The organism is Henriciella marina (assembly GCF_027213945.1).
GTDB lineage: Bacteria > Pseudomonadota > Alphaproteobacteria > Caulobacterales > Hyphomonadaceae > Henriciella > Henriciella marina_A.
Window position 1 is genome coordinate 870,136 of sequence record NZ_JAPWGW010000001.1, and the last position, 15,328, is coordinate 885,463.

The following is a 15,328-nucleotide window of genomic DNA, read 5'->3' on the forward strand; positions in this document are numbered from 1 at the left end:
TCAGGCGGACTTCGGCTTCAGCCGATACCGCGCAATCGCCTCATGGCTCCCTCGCGCCTTCTCCGCCAGCTTGCGCAACGCGTCCGGCAGCGCCGGCTCCTCACTTCGCGGTGCGCCAAACCCTGTGGACTGCCACACTGCATCATACCAGTGCGGAGCCCAGACCCCGTCTTCCGGCTTTGGCCCGGCCTCCCAGCTCAGCATGGCATCGGTGTACGCAACGCCAAGCGCCGCGCAGAGAGCGCGCAGCATCCCGGGCGGGTCTTCAAGGATATCATCGGAGTCGACCACAGGAGGCGCTTCGCCCCTGATCTGGCAGACCCGATCGAACAGCTCCGCCTGTTGCGGCACCCCGATCACGTCAAGGCTCACCGTCTCCATCTTGCGCGCATAGGAGGCCAGCACCCGTGCCGGATCGCGGATCAGGAAGGAATTGGTCACCCTGTGCATCCAGTTTCGTGGCAGGGCGGGCGCCATATGGTGTGTCATATGCTTCTGGTAGAAGACAGGCTTTCCGCCCGGCACAGGCGCTTCGCTCAGCTCCTGCGCCACGACGGCGCCGTCATGCGCCTGCGCCTCCAGGATCTCCGCCTGCATGGGGTGCACTGTGCCGGTGGAAATGAGATAGGCCGCATAGAACGGTTCATCGACGCAGGCCGTATCAGGCCGCGCGCCAAAGCTGCGCATCATCGTGGTCGAAAGGTTGCGCGGCCCCGACCACATGGCGATGCGGACAGGCTCGCTCATCGGATCGGCGTCAGGCTGCGGGCAACGAGGCTCTGGTAAAGCGCCGTAATCTTCTGCGCCATTGGCCCGCCAACATGCTCGACGGTGCGCCCGTCCACCTCACGCACCGGCGTTACACCAGCAAAAGTTCCCGTCACAAAGGCCTCATCGGCTGAATAGACATCGAACAGGGAAAAGCGCTTCTCACGGACCGTAATTCCCGCCTCCTCACAGACACGAATGATGTTGCCGCGCGTGATCCCGCCAAGGCAGTAATCGGGCGGCGATGTCCACACCTCGCCATCGCGCACGATGAAGAAGTGTGTGGAGTTACAGGTCGCTACAAAGCCGTCGGCATCGAGCATCAGCCCCTCATCTGCGCCCGCCTTATCGGCTTGAATGCAGGCGAGGATGCAATTGAGCTTGGAGTGCGAATTGAGCTTCTGGTCCTGCTCGGCAGGCCCGGTGCGCCGCACATGAACGGTGAAAAGCGAGAGGCCTTTCTCGATCACCTCGGGCACCGGTGCCTTGTATTCCGGGATGATGACGACGGTCGGTTTGGTGATAGTGAAGCGCGGGCCCTGATAAGGGGTCTTCTTGATGCCGCGGGTCACCATCAACCGTATATGAACGCCGTCGCGCATATCTTGCGCTTTCAGGCAGTCGAACAGGCGCTGCGTGAGCTCTGCCTTCGAAAGCCCGATATCCATGTCGATGGTTTTTGCGCCCGCATAGAGCCGCTTCAGGTGCTCATCCAGAAAGGCCACACCGCCATTCTTGACGCGCAAGCCTTCCCACACCCCGTCGCCCAGCAGGTAGCCACTGTCGAACACCGAAACGGTCGCTTCATCGCGGTGCTTCAACTCTCCATTAACGGAGATCAGCACATCCGCATTGCGCGGATCATAGACAAAGTCATGCACACCGTGCGGTTCGTCTTCCATTGAGTTGTCTCCTGTCTCGGGCGTCCGATACCCTCATACAGCCGGACTGCCCCAGAGCGAAGCATACCCCTGCGAAGGTAGGGATTTAAGGACGAGCGCGGGATGGGAGTATCAGCCAACCCGGCGGTCGGTATCCTTCCAGTATGGCTCGCGCAGATCCTTGCGGAGAATCTTGCCGGATGGGTTGCGCGGCAGCACTTTCACGAAGTCGACCGATTTCGGGCACTTATAGCCGGCGATCTTCTCTTTCGTGAACGCGATGATGGCGTCCTTGTCCGGGGTGGCGCCTTCCTTCAGGACGATGATCGCCTTGACGGCTTCGCCCCATTTCTCGCTTGGAATGCCGATCACGGCGACGTCGGCAACATCCGGGTGGCTGAACAGCGCATTCTCGACTTCTGCCGGATAAACGTTCTCACCGCCCGACACGATCATGTCCTTGATCCGGTCGTGGATGAAGAGGAAGCCATCCTTGTCGAAATAGCCGGCATCGCCCGTATGGAAGAGGCCGCCGCGAAGCGCTTCTTCGGTGGCCTCCTCGCGGTTCCAGTAGCCCTTCATGACGAAGTCCGCACCAATCACGATCTCGCCAACCTCGCCCTGGGGGACCGGATTGTCCTGCGGGTCGACCACGCGGACGATGGCAGTTGGGTACGGCACACCGCAGGAGCGCAGCTTGCCCCAGCTCGGGTCATGCGCTTCCGGTGGCAGATAGGTGCCAAGGCCGACCGTCTCGGTCAGGCCATAAAGCTGGGTGAACTTCGCGCCGAACAGGTCGACAGCGCGCTTTAAGAGATCTTCTGCAATTGGCGAGGCGCCATAGGAAATCGTCTTCAGCGAAGAAAAATCCCGGTCATCGACGCCCGGCATCTGCGACAGCATCAGGATGACAGCCGGCACCCAGAAGGCGTGATTGACCTTGTGCTGCTCGACGAGGTCCAGGATCGCTGACGGGTCGATCTCACGCAGGATGAGGGTCATCGCTCCCTGCGCACTGGCCAGCACGCCGATGTTGCAGCCGGCCACATGGAATAGCGGCATGGCGTTCATCACCACATCGCCCTCATCATAGGCAGCCCAGTCGAGCTTCGCCGCTTCGGTGAAGACGGCGCGATAGTTCGCATTTGTCAGCATGACGCCCTTGGGCAGGCCTGTCGTGCCAGACGTGTAGAGCTGGATGACATCGTCATCATCCTCGGTCTTGAGCCCCGGCGCCTTGTCGCTCTGGCTTGCCATCCAGTCGCTATAGCATGGCCAGTCCTTATGGCCGACATCAATCGCTATGACCGTTTTCAGCTCAGGGCATTCAGGCGCGATCTTCTCTGCGGCCTCATAGAATTCCTTGGCGACGAACAGGACTTTCGACTTGCTGTCAGACAGGATGAATTTCATCTCCGGCGGCGCAAGGCGGTTATTGATGCCCGTCATGGTCGTGCGCGACTTCGCGCAGCCGAAAAGCTGCTCATAGTAACAGCCCATATTCTTGCCGAGATAGGCGACCCGGTCTCCCGGCTGCACGCCGGCGGCGAGCAGGCCATTGGCCACCTTGTTGGCATTCTTTTCGAGGCCGGCGAATGTCGTCGTCTTGCCTTCAAACCAGATCGCGGGCTTGTCGGCGAGCTTTGCCGATTGCACACGCGGGATATCGGCAAGGTGCGGCATCAGGACGGGATCGAGCATCTTCTGGACTTCCTCTTGAGCTTTGCTTCTTTTTCGTTACCGCTTGAAATCGCTTTGGACGCGGCGGGCAAGCCCTCAGATGGAATAGGGTGCCTGTCAGACAGCGAAAAGGAAAGCAGATGGCGAGCGCGCAAACGATCATTCTTCACCACTACCAGACCTCTCCGTTCTCGGAGAAAGTCCGCCTCGCGCTGCGAATGAAGAACCTCGCCTGGGCGTCGGTCGAAATCCCGAACATGATGCCGAAGCCGCTGCTGATGCCGCTGACGGGTGGCTATCGCAAGACGCCTGTCATGCAGATCGGCGCGGACATTTTCCTCGACAGCGCAATGATTATCCGCGCGCTGGAAGAACGGTTCGAAATTCCGCAGCTCGACCTGCCGGGCCATGAGGGTCTGTCCAGCGTCGTCGGGTCCTGGGCTGACGGGAAGTGGTTCCAGACCAGCGTTGCGATCATCTTCGGTTCGATTGGCGATCAGGTGCCCGAAGCCTTCAAGAAAGACCGCGAACAGCTTTCCGGCCGTCCATTCGATACCGACGCCATGAAGGCGGTCGTGCCGATGATGAAGGACCAGTGGCGCGCGCAGATGGCCTGGCTGGAGCAACGTCTCGCCGGGGGGCAGGGCGCCGGTGCCGGCAACTGGCTGGTCAGCACCAAGCCGGGCCTCGTCGACGTCCACGCTTTTATGAATCCGTGGTTCATCGAGAGCGCCCTGCCAGACTTCCTGACCGAGTGCTTCAAATCCTTCCCGCGTACCGCAGACTGGTATCAGCGCATGAAGGAAATCGAGGGCCAGAAACCCGAAGACATCACCGGTGAAGAGGCGCTTGAGATCGCGCTCAACGCAGCCCCGCGCCTCAAGGCTGCCAAGACAGAGGGCGAGCTTCAGTCATTCGAGCCCGGTGAACGCGTTGCGGTTGCTGCAGACGATTATGGCCGCGACTGGGTCGAGGGCGAGATCGTCATTGCCTCCGCGGACCGCATCATCATCCACCGCCATGATGAGCAAGCCGAAACACTGAACCTGCACTTCCCGCGCACCGGCTTCATGGTCCGACGCCTGGATTAAGGCAGATCTGGCCAATAATTTTATGGACTTTTGAGCGCTGAAGTAGAACGCTGCGGCTATGGCTGTAGATTTGAAGACTTTCCGAAGATACCTAGCTGCGTGGAGTAAGGCAGCTAGCCGACCAAACTATGACGCTGAAGAATTTGCGGCTCATATGTGTCGGTTGGGGGACGGACGTCCGCGTTGCCTTACTATCATTCCACAGAAGTTTGGGATCGAGTATCGGGATGAAGAGGACGCCCCATCGACCCGCACCATCAGTGTGAAAAGAATTGCAATATCGTCCGAGGGGGCGGGCCTATTGCAAGGTTACTGCTTCTGGCGTTGTGAACCGAGAATGTTTCGTCTGGATCGCTTGATAAGTGTGATTGATGCAAATGGGGAATACCATGCGCCGCCTACGGCTTTTATTATCAACCTTTTTGAGACGTTTGGTGTACATGTAAACCACGACGAGATAGCTCTTCGGAAGTTCTTACAACGTTTCTCTGCTCAATTTCTCATACTCAAATTAATGGCTAACGCCGACGGCGAGATAGATCCCGCTGAAGAGGAAGCAATTTTGGATTATTGTGCCAGGCTAATGGCTCGATCCGATCTTTTGCTTGGGGATGAAGAGTTGGCGCAATTCTCCAGCTGGCTTCGAAGGCTAGAGCCTGACGCTCAGGATTATTTCGATGCGCTCGAAGTGTTGAAAGAGAGGCCGCAAAGAGAGTTGTTGCCGTTCTTTAGATCAGCCAAAGAAGTATTGTTGGCTGACGGGCTGCATCATCCCGAAGAGTGCAGTTTGCTTGACGACCTTTGCATACGCCTTGGCAGCGCCGCTTTAGAGTAGTTTAGGCGGCCTCAGTCGTCATCGCGACGAACACGTCTTCCAGCTTCGGCTGGTCGGTGGAGAGGTCCGCCACGCTAATCCCTGCTTCACGCACCTGTTCAAGCAGGCGGCCGATGCCGGTCTCGCTGTTGCGATACGCGATTTCGAGCTCACCAGACTTGAGAAGCCGGATATCGAGATGCTTCAGGCTCTCAGGCACGTCGCTGAGCGGCTCGCGCGGCTGTATCTTCAGTATGCGCTGATCCATGCGGGCCAGCAGCGTCGGCGTCGGCTCGCACGCAATGATCTCACCATGATTGACGATGGCGATCTCGTCGCAGAGCTCTTCAGCCTCCTCCAGATAGTGCGTCGTCAGGATGATGGTCGTGCCCTCATCGTGCAGCCGGCGCACATATTGCCAGAGCGAGCGGCGCAGCTCGACGTCAACACCAGCCGTAGGCTCATCGAGAATTAGGACAGGCGGGCGGTGCACCAGTGCCTTCGCGATCATCAGGCGCCGCTTCATGCCGCCCGATAGCTGGCGGACATAAGCGTCGCGCTTGTCAGCAAGGCCGACCGCGTCAAGAATCTCCAGCGTTCGGCGCTGGCCTTTCGGGACACCATAGAAACCTGCCTGCAGCTCCAGCGCCTCTTCCGGCGTGAAGAAGGGGTCCATGGTGATTTCCTGGTTTACGACACCGATCGCGGCGCGGCTCGCGCGCGGATGCTGGTCGATATCCATGTCCCAGATACGGGCCGTGCCGGACGTCTTAGTCACGAGGCCGGCCAAGATGTTGATGAAGGTCGACTTGCCCGCACCGTTCGGGCCCAGCAGGCCAAAGATGCTGCCACGCGGAATTTTCAGGCTGATGGACTGGAGCGCGCGCTTTTCCGGCATCTTACCGGAGGCAGCGTAGACCTTCTCGAGGTTCTCGACCTCGATTGCATAATCAGGGGCGGACATCTGCTCTCCGTGGTTTGCTCGAAGCGTCTATATAGGACTGTCGCCTTCGACCTCTACCACCAGCGCCTGTTTTTGTCGTTCCTGCGCCCGCTTGAACGCAGGTCGCTCCTTCATCCGGCCGAGATATTCCTTGCACGTCGCTGTCAGGCACGGCTCCAGCGGCGGCAGGACGCTGGCCAGCAGCAGGCCATAGCCGATGGCGATGTCTGCCATGGTGAACCTGTCCGCGACCATGAACCGCGAATGCTCCAGCTTCTGGTCGACGATGCGCAGGCGGCCCGAAAACCACATGCGATAGTCATCAGCGACCTGCGGCTGGCGGCGGGGTTTCTTCTCCAGCATCTCATAGCGAAGCACGAGCGTCTGCGGGAAGGTCAGCGTCGCGTCGGAAAAATACATCCAGTTGAGATAATGGCCATAGCCGCCCTCATCGGGCCGGACTGCAAGGTCCGTGGGGCCGTGCGTCTCCGCGAGGTAGTGGCAGATGCCCGTCGATTCGGTCATCTTCGTCTTGCCATCGGTAAAGAACGGGATGGTGCCGAGCGGATTGATCTCCAGATACTGCTTGTAATGCACGCGCGGCGGGAAGGGCAGGACGACGAGGTCGTAATCGATGCCCATTTCCTCCAGCGCCCAGAGCGGCCTGAACGAGCGCGCATTGCGGCAGTGATAGAGTGTCGGTTTCATCGGCTGGCCTCCCGGTCAAAGATGCGGTGTCTCATCCAATTGACGCCGCCATTCATGACAGACTACCTATGCGCCGTACCGCCTGACGGGCAATGCTGACATTGGGGAAGCTCAACTATGGCCACTCAGAACCTGCCGGAAGCCCCGGAAACGATCTTCACCGATGAGCACCGCGTCGCCTGCGACGGCGGCAACGGTCCGCTCGGCCACCCGATCGTCTGGTACGAAATGGGCGACGAGGACATGGTCGAGTGCGGCTATTGCGACCGCCGTTTCATCCTCAAGGGCGGCAAATACGACACCGGGCAATAAGCGCGCGCGGCCTCAATCGGCCTGTCTGCGCCGTTTGCGGTCCTGTCTCCAGATCCCGAAAATCTTCGGCCCATCGATCAGGTAGCGTTTGAACATGCGTTGCGGCTCGCTGGTCAGCCTGTGCAGCCATTCCAGCCTGAACCGGCGCATCCATTCGGGGGCCCGCTTCGTGCGGCCTGTCAGGAAGTCGAGGCTTGCCCCGCAGCAGAGACCGACGCCCTGTACATTGCCAAGCTGCTTGGCCGCCAGCGCCACCATTTCCTGCTGCGGTGAGCCGACACAGAGGAAGTGAAACCGCGAAGGATTGCGCGCCATGAATTCGGCGGCTGCTTTGACCGCTTCCGGCTTGTTCCGCAGGCCCATCGGCGGGTCGTGCCAGCGTACATCGGAAAGGCCAAACCGGGCCTTCAGTGCTGAAATCTCACTTGCCGTACACCCGATCACGACGACAGGCTCATCAGAGTCGACTTCGCGCTCGAAGAGTTGCTGTACGATGTCTGCACCTGGAGAGGCGGGCAGGTCGATGCCTTCGACGCGGGCCAGGAGCTCCAGAATACGGCTGTCGTTCAGGATCAGGTCTGCCTCATCATAGAGGCTGCCCAGCGCTTCCTCACGCTGCAGGCGGACCATGTGATCGACATTGGGTGTCACGACATACCAGAAGCTGTCAGCGCCAAGCGCCCTTGCAGCGATAGCGCGCGCCGCCTGGCGGGCTGTGCGCGGCTGGAATTCAAGGCCAAGAAAAGTGACCGGCTCAGGCGTTCTGGCACCCGACGGGGTGCCGCCTGTGGACGGCGATGTGGTGGAACCCTGCATGATGTCTCCTTGGCAGGCGGAGCCGAACTTGCGGCTCCTATGAATTTACCGGGGTTTCATTCGCTTGTCTCGGTGTCCGGCTTACCCGGCTTCTTTCCATAATCATGTTTGCGCAAAAGCCCGCGAAACTGGTGATAGGTCAGGCCCAGCGTTTCGGCGGCCTTTCCCTGATGGCCGTCATGAGCTGCCAGCGCAGCATCGATCAAAGCGGTTTCAAATACCCTTGTCTGGACGTCGAAGGGGGCTCCGAGTTGTGGTTTCGGCAAGTCAGGTTGATTGGATTGAGAGGCGGCAGGTGGGGAGTCTGTCGTCCCTTTCAAGACCGATGGGGGTCGATAAGGCGATGCGAACGGGTCCAGCGCTTCATGGTCAAAGCGTACGGGCTCAATGGTGGGCACGATCAGGGCGCGTGCCGTTATGCGCTGCGCAAAGTTCCTGAGTTCACGCACATTGCCCGGCCAGTCATGTGCTTCGATGGCCTCAATCGCGGAAGGGGCAAAGCCGGGAAAGTCTTCCAGCATCTCGCGCGCCATGCGCCGCGCAAAGAAGTCTGCCAGCAATGAGGCGTCGCCCTTGCGGGCCCGCAGCGGCGGCAGGGTCACAACATCAAAGGCCAGCCGGTCCAGCAGGTCAGCGCGAAACTTGCCAGCTTCGACGGCTGAAGGCAGGTCGATATTGGTTGCGGCAACGACGCGGACATTCGTCTCCAGTACCTTCTCTCCGCCGAGGCGCTGGAACTGGCCGTATTCAATGACACGCAGCAGCTTTTCCTGCACGCGCTGCGTTGCCGTTGCAATCTCATCCAGGAAGATCGTGCCGCCATTGGCGAGTTCGAACCGCCCGGTCCGCCGCTCCGTCGCGCCGGTAAAGGCGCCGCGCTCATGTCCGAACAGTTCTGAATCCAGAAGGTCGTCGGATAGCGCTGCGCAGTTCACCTTGATGTAAGGCCCATCCCAACGCTTCGAGAGAAAGTGCAACCGCTCTGCGATCAGCTCCTTGCCGGTACCGCGTTCGCCGATGACCAGCGCAGGCCGGTCCAGCGGCGCCAGTCTTGAGACATGCTCCAGTGCCGAAAGCCACTCCGGCGCCTCGCCGATAATCTGGGGTGTATCGCCAATCATGCGGTCAAATTAGCTAAATAGATGGTCAAAACAACTAATTTATTTAGCTTAAATCCCTAAAATAGAATGCAACATTGGTCGGCCAAAAGTTTTATTCCCATTAAAAACAAGGCACTAGTTGGTTAGTGAAAAACTGGCACGGTCCTTGAAATGAGTATGGCAAGTCAGGCGATGGGCGTCGCCTAAACCGAAAGGAACAGAAGAATGACCGACCGCTCCTACGAGACCCGCTACCGGCAAGGCCGCGAAGAAGGTGGCCGCTTCGGCCGCTGGCTCGCAAGCCGTCCAGCCGAGTGCTGGATGTTCTTTGCAGCAGGCGTCTTCCTTGGCGGACTGTTCTTCTAGCCACCCGTAAAGAGCACCTCGTCTCCTCCCAGACGACCGACGAGAATTTGAAAGGATAAAAAATCATGGGACTTTTTTCCCGCCTCGGCGATATCATCAACTCCAACATCAACGCGATGCTGGACAGTGCCGAAAACCCAGAAAAAATCGCACGCCTGATCATCCAGGAAATGGAAGACACGCTGGTTGAGGTCCGCACCGCGGCCGCCCGCGCCATGGCCGATAAGAAGGAAATGGAACGCGAGATCGCCTACTACACCAACGTCCGTGACGATTGGGAAAAGAAGGCCGGCGTCGCCATCGACAAGGGCCGTGAAGATCTCGCCCGCGGGGCACTGACCGCAAAGCAGAAAGCAGCTGGCGAAATCGACCGCCGCGAGCATGCCATGCAGGCTGCGGAAGATGCCTTCGAGAAGCACCAGTCCGATCTCGGCAAGCTTCAGGCAAAGCTCGACGAAGCCAAGGCAAAGCACCGTGCGCTGATGATGCGCCGCGAAGCGGCCGAGCAACGCATCCGTATGCGTTCGCAGACCTATGATGGCCGTGTCGATGATGCGCTGGCGCGTTACGCCAATGTTGAGCGCAAGGTCGACGAGATGGAAGCCTATGCCGACACCATCCAGGGCCGTGAGCCAAGCCTTGAAGACGAGTTCGCCGCGCTTGAGCGTGACGAAGCTGTCGAGAAAGAGCTTGAGGCCCTGAAGAAGTCGCGTGGCCAGTCTTCCACGCAATCCACTCAGAGCGAGGGCTAAGTCATGCTGACATCCCTCTTCGTTCTCGGCATCATCCTCTCCGTCATCATCGTGCCCGGCCTTGTCATCCAGTCCCTGGATGAAAGGGGCGGGGCCCAGAAAGGATAGTCATGGATCAGGAATTTCTGATCGCCCTCGTCGCAATCGTCTCCCTCTTCATCGTCTTCCCAGGAATGGTGTTTCACTACATCACGCTCTGGAGAAAACAGAAGACGCTCGAGCCTGACGATGAGCGCATGCTCGAAGACCTCTGGCGCTCCGCCAAACGCATGGAGCGCCGCATCGAGACCCTCGAGAAGCTCGTAGACGCCAACCCGGAAGATGCCGCGCCAGCAAGTCGCCAGCCGCGCTCCTCCTACGACCAATAAGGAACCAGTTTAATGACCCACTCTGACCGTCACCCTCATTCCGGGCGCGACCGTCATCGCAAATACGAAGACGAAATGTTTCGCTCGCCGAATCCAAAGCGCCTCTATCGCTCACGCAATGAGCGGATCCTGGCAGGCGTCTGCGGTGGCATCGGCGAACGGTATGGTTGGGACCCCCTCGTGGTGCGCCTGCTTACCGTCGCGGCTTTCTTCTTCCTCGCCGGACCGCTGGTGCTACTCGCCTACATCGTCATGTGGCTGATCGTGCCAAAGGCCCCAAAGTCCTATGGGCACCTCGCCCCTGAAGAAGAGGCTTTCTGGCGCGGCGTCTCCGACCGGCCGAAAACGACCTATTCCGGTCTCAAATACACTTTCATGGACCTGGAGGACCGTCTCCAGAATCTCGAAGCCAGTGTCACCTCGGATGAATGGCGCCTGCGCCGCGAATTCCGCAACCTCGAAAAGAACTGAATATGTCGGCTCAACTCCTCTCCCTGCCAAACCGGTATCACTGGATAGAGCCGGCACCTCAACCGACTGAAGCCAAGGGGGCTCCTCAAATGACACGCAATCTCCAGACTAGCGGATGGCTCGCACTTGCCTGTGCAACCTTCATCCTGGCGTCTGCCGTCGCAGCCAGCATGCTCGGCGGATTGCATATCGAAGCTGGCGGCGTCCAGCTGACGCTAGAAGCTTCGGCAGAGCGTGGTCTGCAGTTGGTCTTCGCGGCCGCAAATCAGGGCTAAGCGTTCGTCAGCCCCCGCGCTTCAGGGCGCGAAGAATGAGCCGCATCGGCGATACCGCATTAAGGGCAGGACCAGTCGCCGGGGCGGGTTCGCGAAGGATCTGACCGGCCAGTATTTCTCCCGCCCATGGGCCCCAGGTGAAACCGCGAGATCCAAACCCACCTGCCATGAACAGGCCATCAACAAGCGGCGCGTCCGCTTCGATGGCCTGACCATGTTTCACCCCTTCGAAAATCTCTCTCGCCACTGTCGCGTCCGGCACCGCCCCGATCAGGGGCACGCGGTCCGGCGTCGTCGCACGGACCCCGGCCCGGCTCTGAAGGTCTGCCGTCCTTGCAGCCTGCCGCCAGTAAGGGTCCAGCGCTTGAAGGGCGGCCATATTGGTGGTCCGCGCAGCCTCGGATACGTCCGGGCAAGTGCCATCCCATGCTTCGAATGTCGCGCCCCAGAGGCGGGTCTGGCCAAGGGCAAGCGCATAATGGCCGCTCGCAATCGCTGAAGGGGGCGCATCCACGGCTACACTTGCAAAGTCCACCTGCCCAAGACGCCCTGTCAGCCCCAGCCAAGGCAGCAAATCCTGCGCTCCCTGACCGGCAGCGATAATGGTCGGTAAGTCGGGGTCGAGGTCTGAGAGATCCAACGTCTCGCCAAACCGGGTGGCGGCGCCTTCCAGCAGGTGCGCGATCAGTTTCTCCGGCTCCAGTATCAACGCCTTTTTGTGAAGCTGGCCGCTCGCTGCCGCTTCAAGGTTTTCAAGCCCCAGCGGCGGGTCTGCCAGCACCTTGGCAATCCGTTCTGCCTCGCGCTCATCCTTCGGGCGTTGAAGCACATCGGTTTCAGTGACGCCCGGCCTGCCTGCATAGAACTGGCGCGCGCGCAGATAGGCATCAATCAGCAGCCTCGCCTGAACCGTATCGCCCGCATCAAGGCGGGGCATGACGAGTGCCAGCGGGTTGCCGCTTGCCTGCCGCGCCAGGCCGTCCGAAGCGTCGACCACCTCAACCTGGAGACCGCGATCAAGAAAGGTCCGCGCAAGACAGGCTCCGGCTATACCGGCTCCGACAATGCGGACTTTCTCTGGTCGCCTCTCAGGTGAACGAAGCCCGTAGACATCTGCCGGAGGGTGCGGCGCCTCGTTGAGGCTTACTTCAAGGCGCTCCCGCTTACGCCCGAAGCCTTCGACTTTGGCGACATCGAAGCCAGCCTCGGCAAGGCCGCGCCGCACGAAACCAGCCACCGTAAATGTACTGAGAGAAACACCGTCAGTGCACCGCTGCTGCACCATCGGCCAGAGGGATTTATCCCACATTTGCGGATTCTTTGCGGGGGAAAATCCATCAAGGAACCACGCATCGGCAGCAAAGCTGGAGGCAGGCAAAGTCTCGCTGATTTCCCCGGTATGAAGCGTCAGCGTCACGCCTTCATCCGGCCAGACGATGCGTTGGACACCCAGCGCGCGCTCTGGCCAGCGCTCGACAAGCTTGTTTGAGAGTTCGCTGATCTCCGGCCATGCGGAAAGCGCGCGGGCGGCATCCTCCCGGTCGAGTGGAAACCCTTCAAAGGAAACGAAGTGCAGCCACGCGTTCGGTGTCGGACGCGTCTCGCGCCAGAGCTGCCAGGCGCCAAGGAAATTGAGCCCTGTTCCAAAGCCAAGCTCCCCAATGGTGAAGCTGTCTCTGCCTTCCCAGCGCTCCGGCAGGCCGCACCCTTTCAGGAAAACCAGACGTGTTTCCTCCAGCCCGCTTTGCCGGGAGAAATAGATATCATCCACCCGCACATCCTGCGGCGTGCCATCATCTTTCCAGTCAAGTTCAGGGCGGGGCGGTAGTCGGCTCATTTGCGGCTCATCTAGCACGGGAATTTAATATTCCACCCCGGGAACGGCAGGGCCAGATCGCTTGTTGTATTACCAGTTCACGCACGCAAAAGGAGAAACCTTCCATGGGAAAAGATCAAGCAGAAGGCCTCGGCAAGAAAGCTGCAGGCAAGGCAAAGGAAGTCGCCGGTGTCGCCACTAATAACCGCCAGCTCGAAGCCGAAGGCAAGGCTCAGCAGGTTGAAGGCAAGGGCCAGGAAATGGTCGGCGAAGCCAAGGACGCCCTGAAATCAGAAGAGAAGAAGAAGGCCGACTAGACCTCGTAATTGCTTGGCAGGGGGTCGGGCACGCCTAATTCATATTCCATGATTTCGCACCACGAGACCCCTGCAAGGCGCACAGGCCTTGAAAGGCTGAACGAATTTGCGCCCCTGATGGGGGCGCAATATGCGCACCGCCGCAACATCGACCCGGGCGAAGAAGCCCGCCCGAACGTCTCTCAGCTTTCCCCCTTTTTCCGCCACAGGCTGATCAGTGAGGAAGAAGCTGTTTCAGCTGCACTTACTGTGCATGGTGGTGAGCAAGCCACGAAATTCATTCAGGAAATCTGCTGGCGGACATACTTCAACGGCTGGCTGGAGCATCATCCATCCGTCTGGTCTGACTATGTTTCAGACCGTGATGCGCAGTTTCAGGCCCTCGAAAAGGACAAGGGACTGCGCGCCGATTATGAAGCCGCCATCGAAGGACGCGCGGGCATCGATGGCTTTGACCATTGGGCAGGAGAGCTCACTGAGACTGGCTACCTTCACAATCATGCCCGCATGTCCTTTGCGTCGATCTGGCTCTTCACGCTGAAGCTGCCCTGGGCACTCGGTGCAGACTTTTTCCTCCGCCATCTCCACGACGGTGACCCGGCTTCAAACACGCTGTCCTGGCGCTGGGTTGCGGGGCTTCACACCCCGGGAAAGACCTATCTTGCCAAGAAAGAAGCCATCGAGACGTGCAGTGATGGCAGGTTCGCGCCAGACAATCTTGCCCAGAGTGGCCGTCAGGTTCCGGGGGCGGAAAACCCGCAGTCGCAACAGCTCCCGGCACGCGATAGCCTGCCTGATGAGCGGTTTGCGCTTCTTCTCACCGAGGATGACTTGAGCGTCGAAACATGGCTCGACGAGCATCTGGACATTGAGGCGATAGCCGGACTGCATAGTGCCGAGACCAGATGCGCAGCAGATGTTTCGGAGCAAGCCGTGGCTTTCACCAATGGCGCGCTCAAAGATGGTCTCGCGAGGGCAGGCAGCCACTTCGGCGTTTCCGCTCAAAACCTCTCTGATGACAGAGACAGGCAGACCGCGCTGAAAGACTGGGCGAACAGTCTTGAGACCCGGCATATCGTCCTGCCGTACATTCCGGCCGGGTGGACACACGATACGCTCTCACCGCTCCTGTCAGAGCTTCAGGCGGACGGGCTTCACATCCACCAGATCCGGCGAAACTGGGATGAATGCTTCTGGCCGCACGCAAAGAAGGGTTTCTTCAAATTGCGCAAGCAGATCCCATCTGTTCTGGACGCGCTCGACATAGCAGAAGGTCTGAAACTCGATGGCTGAACCTGAAATCAAGCACTCCGAAAGCGATAGTGGCGGGGTTTTCCAGACGACCATTGATGGCCACAAAGCCGAGATGACCTATTCCAAGGCAGGCACGACGGTCATGATCATTGATCATACGGGCGTGCCCGAAGCGCTCGGCGGTCAGGGCGTTGGCCTGCAGCTCGTCGAGGCGGGCATTGCTTTGGCGCGCGAGCGTGGCCTGAAAATCATGCCGCTCTGCCCCTTCGCAAAAGCCCAGTTCGAGAAGCACCCGGAATGGAAGGATGTCCTCCGATGAGCGATCTCACACTTCAGGATGATGGCAAGCAGCTGACAACGGATGTCGAAGGTCATGAGCTCGTCATCCGCTATGGCTGGCAGAGCGATGACGTCATGCGCGTCGACTTTGTCGGTGTACCATCGGCGCTCGGCGGGCGCGGCCTTGGCACGAAGCTGGTCGGCAAGCTGGTCGAAAAAGCCCGCAAAGAGAATTTCAAACTGGTGCCAGTCTGCGGTTTTGCCCGAACGCAGATCAACAGGCATCCGGACTGGAAGGATGTGCTCGCCTGATCCAT

20 protein-coding genes are annotated in these 15,328 nt (G+C 59.6%); 12 read left to right on the forward strand and 8 right to left on the reverse strand.

What is annotated here, in order from left to right; all coding sequences use genetic code 11:
* The 3 genes from O4G74_RS04435 to O4G74_RS04445 all read right to left on the reverse strand — a co-directional run bounded on the left by O4G74_RS04435 (position 1) and on the right by O4G74_RS04445 (position 3,350).
* The gene (locus tag O4G74_RS04435; protein ID WP_269401447.1) at positions 1 to 747 is read right to left on the reverse strand and encodes an HAD family hydrolase; all 747 of its coding nucleotides are present in this window, start codon (positions 745 to 747) and stop codon (positions 1 to 3) included.
* Complete coding sequence (locus O4G74_RS04440) at positions 744 to 1,670, reverse strand: aminotransferase class IV (protein ID WP_269401448.1); 927 nt, start codon at positions 1,668 to 1,670, stop codon at positions 744 to 746. Before O4G74_RS04440 ends, O4G74_RS04435 begins: the two co-directional genes overlap by 4 nt.
* Before the next feature lie 111 nt (positions 1,671 to 1,781).
* The gene (locus tag O4G74_RS04445; protein WP_269401449.1) at positions 1,782 to 3,350 is read right to left on the reverse strand and encodes a long-chain-fatty-acid--CoA ligase; all 1,569 of its coding nucleotides are present in this window, start codon (positions 3,348 to 3,350) and stop codon (positions 1,782 to 1,784) included.
* A gap of 119 nt (positions 3,351 to 3,469) precedes the next feature.
* Here O4G74_RS04445 and O4G74_RS04450 point away from each other — a divergent pair, with 119 nt between their 5' ends.
* Complete coding sequence (locus tag O4G74_RS04450; protein WP_269401450.1) at positions 3,470 to 4,420, forward strand: glutathione S-transferase; 951 nt, start codon at positions 3,470 to 3,472, stop codon at positions 4,418 to 4,420.
* 337 nt (positions 4,421 to 4,757) lie between these two features.
* Positions 4,758 to 5,255 carry a TerB family tellurite resistance protein gene (locus O4G74_RS04455; RefSeq protein WP_269401451.1) on the forward strand — a complete coding sequence of 166 codons (498 nt, stop codon included), beginning with the start codon at positions 4,758 to 4,760 and terminating at the stop codon, positions 5,253 to 5,255.
* Between the two features lies 1 nt (position 5,256).
* Here the strand turns inward: O4G74_RS04455 and O4G74_RS04460 are convergent, their stop codons facing one another.
* On the reverse strand, positions 5,257 to 6,198 hold the full coding sequence (locus tag O4G74_RS04460; RefSeq protein ID WP_269401452.1) for an ABC transporter ATP-binding protein: 942 nt from the start codon (positions 6,196 to 6,198) through the stop codon (positions 5,257 to 5,259).
* 27 nt (positions 6,199 to 6,225) lie between these two features.
* On the reverse strand, positions 6,226 to 6,885 hold the full coding sequence (locus O4G74_RS04465) for a glutathione S-transferase family protein (protein WP_269401453.1): 660 nt from the start codon (positions 6,883 to 6,885) through the stop codon (positions 6,226 to 6,228).
* Positions 6,886 to 7,002: 117 nt separating this feature from the next.
* Here O4G74_RS04465 and O4G74_RS04470 point away from each other — a divergent pair, with 117 nt between their 5' ends.
* Positions 7,003 to 7,197, forward strand: a complete 195-nt coding sequence (locus tag O4G74_RS04470; RefSeq protein ID WP_269401454.1) for a zinc-finger domain-containing protein — start codon at positions 7,003 to 7,005, stop codon at positions 7,195 to 7,197.
* Positions 7,198 to 7,209: 12 nt separating this feature from the next.
* On the opposite strand, the gene O4G74_RS04475 is transcribed toward O4G74_RS04470, so the two are convergent.
* Positions 7,210 to 8,013, reverse strand: a complete 804-nt coding sequence (locus O4G74_RS04475) for a WecB/TagA/CpsF family glycosyltransferase (protein ID WP_269401455.1) — start codon at positions 8,011 to 8,013, stop codon at positions 7,210 to 7,212.
* Between the two features lie 56 nt (positions 8,014 to 8,069).
* On the reverse strand, positions 8,070 to 9,134 hold the full coding sequence (gene pspF, locus O4G74_RS04480; RefSeq protein ID WP_269401456.1) for a phage shock protein operon transcriptional activator: 1,065 nt from the start codon (positions 9,132 to 9,134) through the stop codon (positions 8,070 to 8,072).
* 204 nt (positions 9,135 to 9,338) lie between these two features.
* Between pspF and O4G74_RS04485 the strand changes: the two genes are divergently transcribed.
* The 5 genes from O4G74_RS04485 (at position 9,339) to O4G74_RS04505 (ending at position 11,345) form a co-directional block, all read left to right on the forward strand.
* A complete protein-coding gene (locus tag O4G74_RS04485) occupies positions 9,339 to 9,479 on the forward strand; it encodes a hypothetical protein (protein ID WP_182481899.1) in 141 nt (46 codons plus the stop codon).
* A gap of 65 nt (positions 9,480 to 9,544) precedes the next feature.
* On the forward strand, positions 9,545 to 10,231 hold the full coding sequence (pspA, locus tag O4G74_RS04490) for a phage shock protein PspA (protein WP_119379009.1): 687 nt from the start codon (positions 9,545 to 9,547) through the stop codon (positions 10,229 to 10,231).
* Positions 10,232 to 10,341: 110 nt separating this feature from the next.
* Positions 10,342 to 10,599, forward strand: a complete 258-nt coding sequence (pspB, locus tag O4G74_RS04495; RefSeq protein WP_269401457.1) for an envelope stress response membrane protein PspB — start codon at positions 10,342 to 10,344, stop codon at positions 10,597 to 10,599.
* A gap of 12 nt (positions 10,600 to 10,611) precedes the next feature.
* Positions 10,612 to 11,070 carry an envelope stress response membrane protein PspC gene (gene pspC, locus O4G74_RS04500; RefSeq protein ID WP_269401458.1) on the forward strand — a complete coding sequence of 153 codons (459 nt, stop codon included), beginning with the start codon at positions 10,612 to 10,614 and terminating at the stop codon, positions 11,068 to 11,070.
* An 89-nt stretch (positions 11,071 to 11,159) separates the two neighbouring features.
* Positions 11,160 to 11,345 (forward strand): hypothetical protein, encoded by a 186-nt coding sequence (locus tag O4G74_RS04505; RefSeq protein ID WP_269401459.1) that lies wholly within the window; start codon positions 11,160 to 11,162, stop codon positions 11,343 to 11,345.
* A gap of 7 nt (positions 11,346 to 11,352) precedes the next feature.
* On the opposite strand, the gene mnmD is transcribed toward O4G74_RS04505, so the two are convergent.
* Positions 11,353 to 13,182, reverse strand: coding sequence for a tRNA (5-methylaminomethyl-2-thiouridine)(34)-methyltransferase MnmD (mnmD, locus tag O4G74_RS04510; protein ID WP_269401460.1), 1,830 nt, complete (start codon positions 13,180 to 13,182; stop codon positions 11,353 to 11,355).
* Between the two features lie 104 nt (positions 13,183 to 13,286).
* Between mnmD and O4G74_RS04515 the strand changes: the two genes are divergently transcribed.
* From O4G74_RS04515 to O4G74_RS04530, 4 genes are read left to right on the forward strand one after another with little or no spacing between them, the layout of a single operon-like run.
* A complete protein-coding gene (locus O4G74_RS04515) occupies positions 13,287 to 13,478 on the forward strand; it encodes a CsbD family protein (RefSeq protein WP_269401461.1) in 192 nt (63 codons plus the stop codon).
* A gap of 48 nt (positions 13,479 to 13,526) precedes the next feature.
* Positions 13,527 to 14,771 (forward strand): FAD-binding domain-containing protein, encoded by a 1,245-nt coding sequence (locus tag O4G74_RS04520; RefSeq protein WP_269401462.1) that lies wholly within the window; start codon positions 13,527 to 13,529, stop codon positions 14,769 to 14,771.
* Positions 14,764 to 15,051 (forward strand): GNAT family N-acetyltransferase, encoded by a 288-nt coding sequence (locus tag O4G74_RS04525; RefSeq protein WP_269401463.1) that lies wholly within the window; start codon positions 14,764 to 14,766, stop codon positions 15,049 to 15,051. The genes O4G74_RS04520 and O4G74_RS04525 overlap by 8 nt, the downstream gene beginning before the upstream one ends.
* Positions 15,048 to 15,323, forward strand: a complete 276-nt coding sequence (locus tag O4G74_RS04530) for a GNAT family N-acetyltransferase (protein WP_269401464.1) — start codon at positions 15,048 to 15,050, stop codon at positions 15,321 to 15,323. Before O4G74_RS04525 ends, O4G74_RS04530 begins: the two co-directional genes overlap by 4 nt.
* Positions 15,324 to 15,328 lie beyond the last annotated feature (5 nt).